At 67.9% G+C, this 12169-nt stretch carries 11 protein-coding genes; 6 read left to right on the plus strand and 5 right to left on the minus strand.

Going from position 1 to position 12169, the window contains the following annotated elements; genetic code table 11:
• Nucleotides 1–86 precede the first annotated feature (86 nt).
• Nucleotides 87–1352, minus strand: coding sequence for an MFS transporter (locus AC3X7R_RS13905; protein ID WP_489966262.1), 1266 nt, complete (start codon nucleotides 1350–1352; stop codon nucleotides 87–89).
• Nucleotides 1349–2668 (minus strand): NtaA/DmoA family FMN-dependent monooxygenase, encoded by a 1320-nt coding sequence (locus AC3X7R_RS13910; RefSeq protein ID WP_489966263.1) that lies wholly within the window; start codon nucleotides 2666–2668, stop codon nucleotides 1349–1351. Before AC3X7R_RS13910 ends, AC3X7R_RS13905 begins: the two co-directional genes overlap by 4 nt.
• Nucleotides 2669–2974: 306 nt before the next feature.
• Between AC3X7R_RS13910 and AC3X7R_RS13915 the strand changes: the two genes are divergently transcribed.
• Entirely contained in the window at nucleotides 2975–3907 is a 933-nt protein-coding gene (locus AC3X7R_RS13915) for an aldo/keto reductase (RefSeq protein WP_489966264.1), read from the plus strand.
• A gap of 39 nt (nucleotides 3908–3946) precedes the next feature.
• Here AC3X7R_RS13915 and AC3X7R_RS13920 read toward each other — a convergent pair whose 3' ends face one another.
• Nucleotides 3947–4453, minus strand: a complete 507-nt coding sequence (locus tag AC3X7R_RS13920) for a riboflavin kinase (RefSeq protein ID WP_489966265.1) — start codon at nucleotides 4451–4453, stop codon at nucleotides 3947–3949.
• Between the two features lie 258 nt (nucleotides 4454–4711).
• On the opposite strand from AC3X7R_RS13920, the gene AC3X7R_RS13925 reads away from it, so the two are divergent.
• Nucleotides 4712–5491, plus strand: coding sequence for a sulfite exporter TauE/SafE family protein (locus AC3X7R_RS13925; protein WP_489966266.1), 780 nt, complete (start codon nucleotides 4712–4714; stop codon nucleotides 5489–5491).
• 41 nt (nucleotides 5492–5532) lie between these two features.
• Here AC3X7R_RS13925 and AC3X7R_RS13930 read toward each other — a convergent pair whose 3' ends face one another.
• Nucleotides 5533–7035, minus strand: coding sequence for a hypothetical protein (locus tag AC3X7R_RS13930; protein WP_489966267.1), 1503 nt, complete (start codon nucleotides 7033–7035; stop codon nucleotides 5533–5535).
• Between the two features lie 457 nt (nucleotides 7036–7492).
• On the opposite strand from AC3X7R_RS13930, the gene AC3X7R_RS13935 reads away from it, so the two are divergent.
• From AC3X7R_RS13935 to AC3X7R_RS13950, 4 genes are all read left to right on the plus strand, one after another.
• Complete coding sequence (locus AC3X7R_RS13935; protein WP_489966268.1) at nucleotides 7493–8677, plus strand: tyrosine-type recombinase/integrase; 1185 nt, start codon at nucleotides 7493–7495, stop codon at nucleotides 8675–8677.
• Nucleotides 8678–8763: 86 nt separating this feature from the next.
• On the plus strand, nucleotides 8764–9189 hold the full coding sequence (locus AC3X7R_RS13940) for an NUDIX hydrolase (RefSeq protein WP_489966269.1): 426 nt from the start codon (nucleotides 8764–8766) through the stop codon (nucleotides 9187–9189).
• 7 nt (nucleotides 9190–9196) lie between these two features.
• Entirely contained in the window at nucleotides 9197–10018 is an 822-nt protein-coding gene (locus AC3X7R_RS13945; protein ID WP_489966270.1) for a dCTP deaminase, read from the plus strand.
• A gap of 17 nt (nucleotides 10019–10035) precedes the next feature.
• Nucleotides 10036–10641 carry a deoxynucleoside kinase gene (locus tag AC3X7R_RS13950; RefSeq protein WP_489966271.1) on the plus strand — a complete coding sequence of 202 codons (606 nt, stop codon included), beginning with the start codon at nucleotides 10036–10038 and terminating at the stop codon, nucleotides 10639–10641.
• A 427-nt stretch (nucleotides 10642–11068) separates the two neighbouring features.
• Here the strand turns inward: AC3X7R_RS13950 and AC3X7R_RS13955 are convergent, their stop codons facing one another.
• Nucleotides 11069–11626, minus strand: coding sequence for a GNAT family N-acetyltransferase (locus AC3X7R_RS13955; RefSeq protein WP_489966272.1), 558 nt, complete (start codon nucleotides 11624–11626; stop codon nucleotides 11069–11071).
• Nucleotides 11627–12169: the final 543 nt, after the last annotated feature.

Below are 12169 nucleotides of genomic sequence, written 5' to 3' on the forward strand. Positions count from 1 at the left end.
GGCTTCTTTACGCCGGTTGGCCGTCAGCGCCTCGCCTCGTACTCGAGCGTCATGCCCCGGGCCGGGAGCCACCCCAGGGGCCCTCGTCATGACTCCTCCTCGTCCGGGCGCTGGTGGAGAGCGCCCGCCGCCGCGGGCGGCGCGGGGTCGACGTACCTGGGGAGCCAGTGCCACAGCATCCAGCTGCCCAGCAGGCCGATCCCGCCCAACGCACCGGCGGCGAACCCGAGGGAGACCAGGAGGGTTCCGCCGGAGACGATCAGGGGCGCGGCGGCGCCGCCGGCGTCGTTGACCAGACGCCAGAGGCCGAGGAACTCCGAGGTCCGTCCCGGCGGGGCGAGGTCCGAACCGAGGGTCATCATGATCCCGCCGCCGAACCCGTTGACCACCGCGAGCACGACCGCCACGACCCAGTAGGTGAGGCTGTCGTGCGCCACGAGCAGCAGGATGTGACCGACCGCGATGCCGGCGGTCACCGGGACCGCGACCCACATCCGGCCGAAGCGGTCCGCGATCTGTCCGGACGAGTAGACCAGGACCAGCTGGAGCAGCCCCGAGACCCCGACCGCGAGGGCGATCTGCGACGCGGGGATCCCGATCATCAGGCCCCACAGCGGGATGAGGATCACCATGGTGGTGCGCAGGAGCATGAGGATCGCCATCGCCCCGCCGACCCGGAGCAGGACCTCGCGGTGGGCCCGGAACATGGGCCACAGCCCGACCGTCCGCTGCTCGAGCCCGTGGTCGGGCGTGAGCGGCACCTCCGGGTCCCGGGCGACGCAGAGGTAGACGATCACGATCGCGCAGGCGACCGCCTGGACCCAGAACGCCGAGAGGGAGCCGAAGCTCGTGGTCAGGGCGGCCGTGGTGAACGGCCCGATGGTCACCCCGGCGCGGTGGGTCCCGGCCAGCAACGCCAGGGCGCGCGCCCGGTACCCCGGCTCCACCAGCTCGGTGAGCAGGGTGTGCCGGGCCAGGAGGAAGATCGAGGAGGCCGCGCCCATGACGAGTGCCGCCACCATCAGCACCGCCAGGTTCTGGGCCAGGACCACCACCAGGCTGCACACCGCGGTGACGCCGGCCGCCAGCAGCATCCCGCGCTTCTCCCCCACCCGCGCGACGAGCGCACCCGCCGGGCCGTCCCCTGCCAGCACGCCGACCGCGGGAAGACCCGCCACGAAGGCGGCCGTCGCGAAGCTGGCCCCGAGGTCGTGGGCCGCGATCGCCATCATCGGCATGACCGCCCCCTGCCCGATCGCGAAGATCGTGGCCGGGACGTAGACCGGCCCGGCGAAGCCGCGCAGGACCGAGCGGGCCGGGCGCGCGGCGGGCGGGTCCTGGAGCGCGGTCACAGCGGGAGCTGCTGCGCGCCGGGCTGCAGGGTGTGGCGCGGGTCGAGCGGTGCGCTGAGTCCGTAGTGACCGGGCAGGGAGTCCGACTCGTACGAGGTGCGGGCGAGTCCGCGCTCCTGGAGGATCGGCACCACGTCGTTGACGAAGCTCTCCATCGTCGGCCCCACGGTGGGAGCCACGAGCGAGAAACCGTCGCAGGCTCCCGTCTCGAACCACAGCTGCATCTCGTCGGCCACCTCGACCGCGGTGCCCACCGAGACGAACTGCATGTTGACCAGGCCGCCCACGAAGGAGCGGTAGGCGAGGTCCCCGAGGGCGACGTTCTCCTCCCTGGCCACCCGCTTCCACATCGTGGCCAGTCCCACCGAGGCCGACCTCACCTCCGGCAGGTCGTCGAGGGGCACCGGCCCCTCCGGGTCGTATCCCGACAGGTCGCACTCGAAGATCCGCGACAGGTGGGCGATCACGTCGGCGCCCTCGGCGTGGTAGTCGTCGAGCAGGTCCTTGAGCTCGTGGGCCTCCTGGGTGGTCTGCCCGAGGAAGGGGGCGATGCCCATGATCACCTTGATGCCGTCGGGGTCCCTCCCGTAGGCGGCCGCGCGGCGCTTGATGTCCGCGTGGTACTCGCGCCCGCGCTCGACCGTGGTACCCGCCGCGTAGATGGCGTCGGCCCACCGCGCCGCCAGGTCGCGGCCCTCGGCCGACTGCCCGGCCTGGACGATGACGGGCCGGCCGAACGGCGGTCGGTGCACGTCGAGAGTCCCCTCCACCTGGAAGTGCTCGCCCTCGTGACGCAGCAGTCGGCCGGGCGCGTCGGCGGTCGGGGCGTAGTCCCAGAGCTTGGTGATGACCTCGAGGTACTCCCGGTAGCGGGAGTAGCGCACCTCACGCGGCTTCTCCTTGGCCAGGTTGAAGTTGCGCGCCATGTCGTCGCCCTGCGAGGCCACGAAGTTGAGCCCCAGCCGGCCGCCGCTCAGGTTCGCGACCGAGGCGCCGCGGCGCGCGACCTCGAACGGCTCGGTGTAGCTCGTCGACATCGTCGCGATGAGACCCAGGTGCGTCGTCCGTGCCGCCAGGTAGCCCGCCATCTCGATGGCGTCCAGCCGCGTCGACGTCGTGGACTCGTTGCCCCAGGTGTGCATGGGCGTGTCGGCGATGAAGCCCTGGTCGAAGAAGCCCTTCTCCGCCCACTCGCAGGCGTGCAGGTAGGCCTCGAGGTTGGGGATCGCCGAGACGTCCGCATCGGGGTGGCGCCACGAGCCCGAGTGACGCCCGTACTCGGTCAGGTTGATGCTCAGGTGGATCTGCTTGGTCACGTCGGCTCTTCTCAGGAAGGAATGGGGACCCGCCGCGACCGAGGCTAGGAACGGCCTGTTACGCGGGTTCCACCTCCAGGTGAAGGACCCATTGCGCCAGCCGCCGCCGCCTCGGCGTCTGAGGACGACGTCACTGCGGGTGCGGGACGGCATCACTCTGGGAGGCGGTCCGGGCGGCGCAATCCCCGCGCAACGGAGGGACGACCTGATGGCAACCGCTGCCGTCTTGGATCGTCGTCCATGACGGTGCTTGCGAAGACGACGCTCGGGGATGGTCTGACGGTTTCCGCGCAGGGCTATGGCGCGATGTCTCTCACCGATGCCTATGGGCCGGTGAGCGACGACGACGCCCTGGAGACGGTCCGCCGAGCGGTGGACGAAGGAGTCACCTTCTTCGACACCGCCGACGTGTATGGCGAGGGGCGGAGCGAGACGATCCTTGCCCGCCTGCTGGTGAACCGGCGCGACGAGGTCCAGGTGGCGACGAAGTTCGGCATCGTGCGACGTCCGGGCTCCGACGGCCGCGCGATCCGCGGCGACCGCGCTTACGTCCGTCAGCAGGTCGAGGGCAGCCTGAGACGTCTCGGCACCGATCGGATCGACCTCTACTACCAGCACCGGGTGGACCCCACGGTGCCGATCGAGGAGACGGTCGGCGCGATGGCCGAGCTGGTTGAGGAGGGGAAGGTGCTCCACCTGGGTCTCTCCGAGGCCACGGGAGCGGAGATCCGCCGGGCTGCGGCCGTCCATCCCATCGCCGCCGTTCAGTCCGAGTGGAGTGTCATCAGCCGCGACGTGGAGGACAAGGTCATCCCCGCCATGCTCGAGCACGGGATCGGGTTCGTGGCGTTCTCGCCGCTCGGGCGCCAGTGGCTCACCGACCGGTTCGACGCTGCTGGGATGACGGGCTCCGACATGCGCCGCCGCTTCCCCCGCTTCGACACTGCGGCACTCGCCGCCAACCGACCGCTTCTCGAGGCGCTCGTGCGGATCGCCGAGGAGCAGCGGGTCACTCCGGCCCAGCTCGCGCTGGGCTGGCTCTACGAGAGGGGACACGCCCTGTGCCTTCCTGTGGTGCCCATCCCGGGCACCCGCTTCGCGGGCCGTGTCGAGGAGAACGCCGCCGCGGTCGGAATGCGACTCGAGGACGTCGTCATGAAGAACCTGGACACGCTCGCCGACCAGGTCACCGGCCACCGCTCCGCCCAGCCGGACTGGGTCTCGGGGCAGCGCGAGTGAGCCGCGGCGCCCGTCGCGGAGCCGGCGGGCGCGGTCGAGTCAGCTGGTCGACGCCTCGGAGTCGAGTCGGGCGCCCGACTCCCCCACGCCCATCAGGCCGTTGGCACGCGCCCACGCGCGCGTGGCCGAGACGTCGCGGCGCAGCTGACGCACCAACGTCGGGGAGTCGATGTACCGATGCTGCGGGCGCAGTCGCAGGTGCAGCTCGACCCGCACCGACCGCCCGTAGAGGTCGCCGCTGAAGTCGAGGAGGTACGCCTCCAGGACGCGTACGCCGTCCCTCCCGTAGTAGGTCGGCCGGTGGCCGACCGAGACGGCCGAGATGAAGGTCGGGCCGCCGGACTCCGGGTCGATCTGCACCGTGCCGGCATAGACGCCGTCGAGCCGGACGGCATCGACGTCCAGCACGTTGGCCGTGGGGAAGCCGAGCGTGCGACCGCGCTGGTCCCCCCGCTCGACAACCCCTTCCACGACCAGGACCGCTCCCTCGTCGTCGAGCACGTCGTCGTGGTCCGGCCTGCGGCGTGATCTGGAACCTGTGGACATCCGGTCCTCCGTCTCTGTTCGGCGCCCGACGCACGGCCGGGCCCTCTCGCAGCCACTCTGGGCGCTCGGGATTACCCGGTGATGAACCAGCATTTGCCGCCCCATTGCGCCGGTCGTCGTTGCCGCGGCGGGCACTCTCCGCCCAGACTCGGGAGGGGGCACGCGCAGTCACGATGAGGACCGAGGGGCTCTACCAACTCTTGCTCGCCCGCAGATCGCCCAGCGGCTGAGAGCTGTGCTGGATGCGAGGATCAGCCGGTGGACTGGGGACATCTGGCGCTTGGTCTGGTCGCGGGACTGGTGATCGCGACGCTCACCGCACCTGTGGGTGTCTCCGGTGCCGTCTTCTTGTTGCCGGTCCAGATGGACTTGCTGAAGATCCCAAGCCCTGCGGTGACGCCGACCAACCTGCTCTACAACGTGGTGTCCGGCCCAGGGGCACTCCTGCGCTACCGGGCGCAGGGTCAGCGCCCTGGCGCGCTGACTCGGTACATGCTGGTGGGCACGGTGCCGGGCGTGATCGTCGGCGCGCTCGTGCGGGTCTATGTGATCCCCGATGTCCGGACCTTCCGCTTGGTGGCAGCGGCGGTCCTGCTGCCCGTGGGACTGTGGCTGATCTGGCGCACCGTGTGGCCTGCTTCGACCCCGCGGAAGGCCGATCCCCCGCTTCACCTGATCGCCTGGCTCGGCCTGGCGGTGGGCGTCGTCGGTGGCGTGTACGGGATCGGCGGCGGGTCGATCCTGGCGCCGATCCTGGTCGCGCGCGGCCTGCCGGTCGCGAGGGTGGCGCCCGCGGCACTGGCCTCGACGTTCGTGACCTCGATCGTCGGCGCGGTCGCGTTCGCGGTCATCGCGGTGCGCACCGACGGCTCGGTGGCACCGGACTGGGCAGTGGGGATCGCCTGCGGCCTCGGCGGGTTGGCTGGCGGCTATCTGGGTGCGCGCTGGCACAGCCGGATGCCGGACCGGGTGCTGGCGTTGATGCTCGGTGTCACCGCTACGGCGCTGGCGATCGCGTACGCGCTCCAGTCCCGTTGACGCTGTGGGCCTGGCGGGGTGCTTCCTCGGCTCGTGGGAGATCAGAAGCCCAACAGCTTGCCGAACCCCGAGAAGAACGTGTTGAACACCTTGGCGACAGGGGTGCTCGGCCCGTCGGCGCTGGACTTCTGCCAGAAGAGTGGATCGTGACCGGTGAACTCGTCGTCGACGAGCGGGGTCTTGCCCCGCAGGTAGGGCCAGAACACCTCGGTCCGGTTGACGCCCACGGTCAGGCGGGAGTCGAACCCCATCACCAGGTGCTGCTCCATCCTGGTGGACCTGCCGCGCGGGTTCATGGCCGCGACGTCGCCGACGCCCTGGACGATCAGGCTGCCGGTGCCGGTGAACATGATGTAGCGCACCTGCCACGTCGCGAAGGACTGGATGCCCCACCGCCAGCGCGTCTGCAAGCCTGGTGTGCCGATCACCCCCACGACGTGCTTCGGATGCATCACGAGACCCGGATGGTCCTGGAAGTCGATGCGCATCAGGTACGAGTCGGGATCATCGGGCGACGCCAGCGTCGCGGACGTGACGTCTCCGTCGCCAGTGATCCGGCTCAGGAAGTAGAGCCCGGCCGCGAAACTGATGAACGGCGCCGTCGGGTCGTAGAGGAGCCGGCTGCGTATCTTGCCCTGCACCGGCCGCACAAACTCCGACCGCGCGGACAACACTTCACCGGCGTCCAGCTCGATCGGCAGGGTCCGCTGGGCCGCGGTGGTGCGAAGGTCGGCAGTCGCGTTCTCAGCTCCGGCCGCCAGGTGGATCGGCGTGTGCACGCGATTCACCACCGGCATCAGCACGAAGTAGCTGAAGGTGCGCAAGGCTCCGGGCAGGACGACCACGAGCAGGGCGACGGCAGCCAGCCACCTCCACGATTGGAGCCACTGGTTGAGGACCCATCCCACCCCGGATCCCTGGGCCTGCTCCAAGCTCTCCTCTTCGGCCTTCTTCTGGCCCAGCTCCGACTCCTTGTTGTCGATCTCCCTCTCGACCAGGGAGTTCTCACCGCCGACGCCCAGTCGATCCAGCTTCTGCTCAGGGCTCAGGGCGGGGTCGGCAAGGATCGCGGCGTCGTCCTCAGCCCGGCCGAGTGTTCCTTCGAGGGTGTCGAGTGCTTCGTCCGCCTTCGCGACCGCGGCCTCAGCTGACCTGCACGCGTTGCCCGGGGTGAGCCACGCGATGACCTCGCGCACGAAGCCGCAGAGCTCTTGCTGGTCGTCACGCAGCCGGTCGATCTCTGCCTTCTTCGTCGCGACGTTGCGGCGCCCTTCCTCGATCTCGACGCCGATCTTGCCCTCCAGCGACTCGACCGCCTCGCTTCGGCCCTCCGCGGCAGTCCGCCGCAGCTCCGCAAGGTCGTCCTCGAGAGCTGATCGTTCCTCTGCCACCTTCTCGAGTCGCTCATGGTCTGCCACGGCCTCGCGCAGACTGGGAACCAGCACCTGGACGAGCAGGTAGGCGAGGAACAGCGACACCACCAGCGCCCCGAGCAGACCCAGCTTCCTCAGGGCGAACCCGAGAACAGCCGATATCAGGCGCACGAGCGCGATCCTAGGGGTCTCCTGCACGATTCGGCTTCGCGCTCGGCCGGGGGTTGTGCCTGACTTGTCCGTCTTCGCACGACGGGGGCGAGTCCGATCTCGCCCTGAAGGCGTCGGTGGTTGAACCAGTCGAGTACTCCGCGACGCGATTTCGAGGTCGTCGACACTTCTCGGCGGCTGGAGGCATCCGGCCACCGGATTCCAAGTGCCGGAACTGGCCAGTGAGGGTTTCAATCCGATGCGACATCGGAACGAGAACGGCCTCTGGCCGCGTTTCCACAGGACAGGCTGTTCGAGGTGGGCGATACTGGGTTCGCATTTTGAGCGGCACCCTCGCCCAACGCGCGCCGCTGCGCCGAACTTCTGTATCTTCGCAGGTCAGAGGCGATATGTCTCAACGACAGGCTCGGACACGTCCGGACAGATTCGGACCCCGTTGTTCCTCGTTGTTCCTCGTATGTTCCTCGAAATCGAGCTTGAAGGGACCGAAGTGACCAGGAAGAGCGCGAGCATGACGCGGGGGTTCGGCCGCGTCGAGCGGCTCTCGTCCGGCCGGTATCGAGCCGCCTACACCGGGCCCGACCGGAGGCTCTATCGCGCACCGGAGACGTTCGCAGCGAAGGACGATGCCATCGCGTGGCTGACGGCGCGACGCGCCGAGATCAACCTTGAGCTCTGGGCACCGGAAGCCGCCGCGCGTGCGGCCCGGCAGAAGGAGATCCCGACCCTGCGTGTGTACGCCGATGAGTGGCTCGAGACGAGGAAGACGCAAGGCCGCGCGCTGCGGCCTACGACGAGGCAGCAGTACCGGATGCTGCTCGACACGTTCATCTACCCGACATTCGGCGACGAGCGCATCGACCGGATCACGGCCGAGGACGTCAACGCCTGGTACGACACTCTCGCGCCCGGACGAGAGACCGCCCGAGCCCAGTCCTACAGCCTGCTCCGCACGGTCTTCACCAGCGCCGCCTCGGAGCGCCCGCATCCTCTCGTGCCCTACAACCCGGCCCAGATCCGCGGAGCCGGCAGCGCGAAGCGCGCCCACCACGTCCAGCCGGCCAGCCTCGAGGAGCTCAAGACGATCGTCGAGGAACTGCCCGAGCGGTACAAGCTCATGGCGCTCCTCGCCGCGTGGTGCGCCATGCGCTTCGGCGAGCTGACCGAGCTCCGCCGCGGCGACATCGACCTGCGCACCGGACGCGTGAAGGTCCGCCGTGGAGTGGTGCGAGTCGACGGCGAGTTCATCATCGGTCCACCCAAGACCGACGCCGGCGTACGCGACATCGCCATCCCTCCCCACCTGCTGCCGCTCGTGACGGACCACCTCTCCGACCACACCGCACCCGGCCGTGACTCATTGCTCTTCCCGGCCGCGGGCGACAGCAACCGCCACATGGCCCCGGCGACCCTCTACAAGGTCTACTACCCGGCCCGCGAGTCAGCCGGCCGTCCAGACCTCCGCTGGCACGACCTACGGCACACCGGCGCTGTGCTGGCCGCGCAGACCGGTGCCACGCTGGCGGAACTCATGGGTCGCCTCGGCCACTCGACCCCAGGGGCAGCGATGCGCTACCAGCACGCGGCTGCCGACCGCGATACCGAGATCGCTCGGCGCCTGTCGGAACTGGCTGGCTCATAGGCGGGGAATGATGCTCCCTGCACACGTTGACGGGTTCGCCGTCGCCCCAAACTCCGTGTCCGGTGGGGCTGTGGCAGGCTCGCGGCGTGCGCGAAGAGAAGGGAAGCGGTCAGCCCGAGGTCGCGGTCGTCGTCGTCCTGGTGCAGGGGCAGGCGCTCTTGGTACGCACCCGCCGATTCCCCGAGTTCTGGCAGCCGCCGGGCGGGCTCATTGAGCGCTCCGATGCGACACCGAAGGACGCTGCACTCCGCGAACTCCGAGAGGAACTGGGGCTACAGCTGGAGGCGGAGCAATTGCAGCTGATTGCCCAGGTTCCAGCGGATGCGTCATCTGGGCTTGTTGCGTTCTTTGCAACGACGCTAACGGAAGTTCCAGGCCTCGATGTGTCTCGTGACGAGATCATTGACCTCGCATGGTGTAGCAGCGACCGCATAGATGAACTGCCAACGATGCGCGCCACGTCAACCTTCTTCGCACGGTACGGCGCACGCCTGCGCTGGTACGCCGCATGAACAAAGAATGGAGGATCCATTGAGCCCCGACTTGGCCGAAACTCCGGTAGGGACCCTTACCGACGAGGCCATCATTGAGCACGCCGAGCACGGATCTCTTATCAGCGCTGGCTTCGACCCCAACCGCGTCAAGCAAGCATGCTATGAGCTTCGCGCATCAAACATCTACTACGACCTCGCTCATCCCGAACGCCCCATTGTCGCAGAGGAGGGGCAGAGCATTTTGATCAAGCCCCGACAGATATTGGTGTTCATCACTGAGGAAGTCCTCGATCTGCCGTCGTCAGTTCTTGGTCGGGTTCTTAGCAAGGGTCAACTGTTCAGTCTCGGTATCGTGCCCGTAAACACTTACGCCGACCCGGGCTTCAGCGGGCGCCTCGGAATCGTCATGGTCAACTCCTCCAACGACTACCTTGCCATCCCACCCGGCGAGCCGATTGCCAAAATCGAGTTCGTTAAGTTGGCTGCTCCAGTTAGCAAGCCCTATCGAGGACAACATGGGTATGAGACCGAGATCTGGCCGATCAAGCACCAGTTCAAGCTGACCGACGACCAGATCAGGAATGACCCGCGAATCGGGACACCAGTCGAGGAGCTATCGCGAGCCTACGGACCAGACTTTGCCCGATTGATCGAGCGTGTCTACCGTTGGGAGCGTCGCCTCCTCATCGCGTCAGGCGTCTACTTCATGGTTCTGATGGGTGTGGTAGCGCTGGCCTACACCCGCTCCGAACGCGTTGACGTAGTGCTCGCTGTCGGCCTGGGTGTTGTCAGCAACTTGGCGTTCAGCCTAGTTGTCTGGTTCGCGACGAACATTCGACGAAAGTGACCGAATTGAGTGGCCCAATGGTCGCCATCCTTGGCAACATCGCGTCCGGCAAGACCACCCTGGCTCGGGCGGTTGGCCCCCTGCTCGGCCTAGAGCCGATTTTCGAGAACCCCGAGCTGAACCCATTTCTGCCGAGGCTCTCTTCACAGCCAGAGCGGTGGTGCCTGGCGAACCAGTTCTGGTACTTGAATCACGCCATCGCTGCGAGGTCGGGATGCCCTGCGTCCGGCGGCATCATGGACCATTCCGTCGAGGAAGTCGTCGACATACACTCGCCCGTCTTCACGCGCCAGCGATGGCTCACCGAAGACGAGATGGCGTTGCTCACGGTGACCTCGGCAACGTTGCAGGACGTCACTCATAGCATCGACCTCTTCGTCGTTCTTGAACTCTCGATCGAGGAGACCCTGGAACGATTTCGTCGCCGCGGGCGCCCAGCGGACAGCGCGCCAACCCCGGAGTACCTGGCCGCCGTGTCGAGGCAACGCGAACTTTTCCTAGAACGAGGGCGCGTGCCTGTGTGTCGCGTCCAGTCTGGCGACATCGACTTTCGCAAATCTGCCGGTGCCAGTATCGCAGCCGCCGAGATCAGCAATGCGATCGAGCGGTTGAGCGTCGAGTGAAGTAGTTGCGGACCATGTAGCCACCTTCGGCTCGGTGGTGCGGGGGGCGGCGTGCCGGGCCAGGATCTGCGCGTCTCGGAGCGTGCCCCATTCGTTTCGCACCAAGCGAACCATCGGCGCACCTGGTGCGAGTGGAGGTGATGAGTTGGTCCGCTGTAACGGGCTTAGAGCAAGACCGCGGCCAGTTGGGCCGGGGTCACGTCGTTGGTTGAAACGCAGAAGAGCCCCGAGTGATCGGGCATGGTCGTCTCCGCGGCGAGGCCGGGGTTGGCTGGCTGCACCCGCCGCCGATGGCGACGAGACCAGTAGATGCACGATAGAACCGCGAGAGCGCGCGGGGACAGGCCCGGCGGAAAGCCCTGTTGCGCAGCGCCGATCCCCGCGCTTACACGGCAGGCCATGGCAACGCGCCACACCTCAGGCGCGACTACACCGCCGCTACTCGCTTGTAGAAGAAGAACGCCGGCGGTTCCGCGAAGGGCGGAACCCACTGCGTGCCCAGGAGCGGCGGCAGGGGCTGACCGTCGGCTAGCACCGTGAACCCCCGCCCGAAATAGAAGGTACGGAGCTGCGTCACGTCGCTGTCGCGGGAGACGTTGCCGAACCACACGCGCACTCCGCGCTCAGCCAGCTTGAACTCCATGGCCTCGAGTAGAACGGTGGCCATTCTCTGACCGCGAAACGCTTTCACCACCGCGATCATGTCGAGCTCGGAATGCCTATCCAGCGCAGGCCCGAACTTGTCCTGTCCCATGCCGGTCAGGGCCGCACCCGCTGCGACCTGAGCACGGCATGTGAGGGCGGCGGCGATGATCGCCCCGTCGTACTCGCCGTCGTCCCAGCGGATGAACGGCACCAGTGGCTGATAGGCCTCGTCCATGGCAGTAGCCGGGACGGCTGTGGGTGCGATGTCCGCTATGTGCTGGGCGAGGAACTCGCGGACCTCCAGTCGCTCCTCGTCCGTTGTCGCGTACTCGATCTCCATACGACGACGCTACCGAAGCCGTTTGGTACCCACGTGACGGCGGCCGGCTTCGTACAGCTGGGCGGCCGTCGGCGTCATCACGATGTGAGTGACCGGCTCGACCCCCGTCGGGCAAGCCTGACACATGTCGAGCTCTGGCCGCGGATGGCAGCTCCCCAACCCCGCTCCAGTCAGCCACCCATGGATGCGGTCGGTAGGCAACGACGCTGTCGGTGATCGTCTCGAGGTTGGTGGTGTGCCTTGGACGCCTCTCCACGCAAGCCTGGGCGAGCCCAACGGCGAACTCGACGTCGCTCTGATCGAACGCGCCTGCGCCGAGTCCGTCGCAGAACGCACCGACCAGGACTGGAAGCGGACGAATGGGTTCGCGGCCGCAGACCTCACCCGCGGCGCGCCTACCCATCGCGGACTGCGGCGCATCGCTCGCACAGGTCACCGCAACGTCGGTTCCGGCGTGCCCTCGAAGGTGCGGGCACGTGTCGAGGTGCACGGGGCGGAGCGCTGGCCATCGCATTCAGCCGCGACGACGCGATGCCGGGTGGA

Source organism: Nocardioides sp. Z22_16 (assembly GCF_058134365.1).

Bases quoted from the DNA above. Each gene is read 5' to 3' on its own strand.
- AC3X7R_RS13915 (WP_489966264.1), top strand. From the start codon at position 2,975: ATGTCTCTCACCGATGCCTATGGGCCGGTGAGCGACGACGACGCCCTG.
- AC3X7R_RS13920 (WP_489966265.1), bottom strand. From the start codon at position 4,453: ATGTCCACAGGTTCCAGATCACGCCGCAGGCCGGACCACGACGACGTG.
- AC3X7R_RS13935 (WP_489966268.1), top strand. From the start codon at position 7,493: ATGTTCCTCGAAATCGAGCTTGAAGGGACCGAAGTGACCAGGAAGAGC.
- AC3X7R_RS13945 (WP_489966270.1), top strand. From the start codon at position 9,197: ATGGAGGATCCATTGAGCCCCGACTTGGCCGAAACTCCGGTAGGGACC.
- AC3X7R_RS13950 (WP_489966271.1), top strand. From the start codon at position 10,036: ATGGTCGCCATCCTTGGCAACATCGCGTCCGGCAAGACCACCCTGGCT.
- AC3X7R_RS13955 (WP_489966272.1), bottom strand. From the start codon at position 11,626: ATGGAGATCGAGTACGCGACAACGGACGAGGAGCGACTGGAGGTCCGC.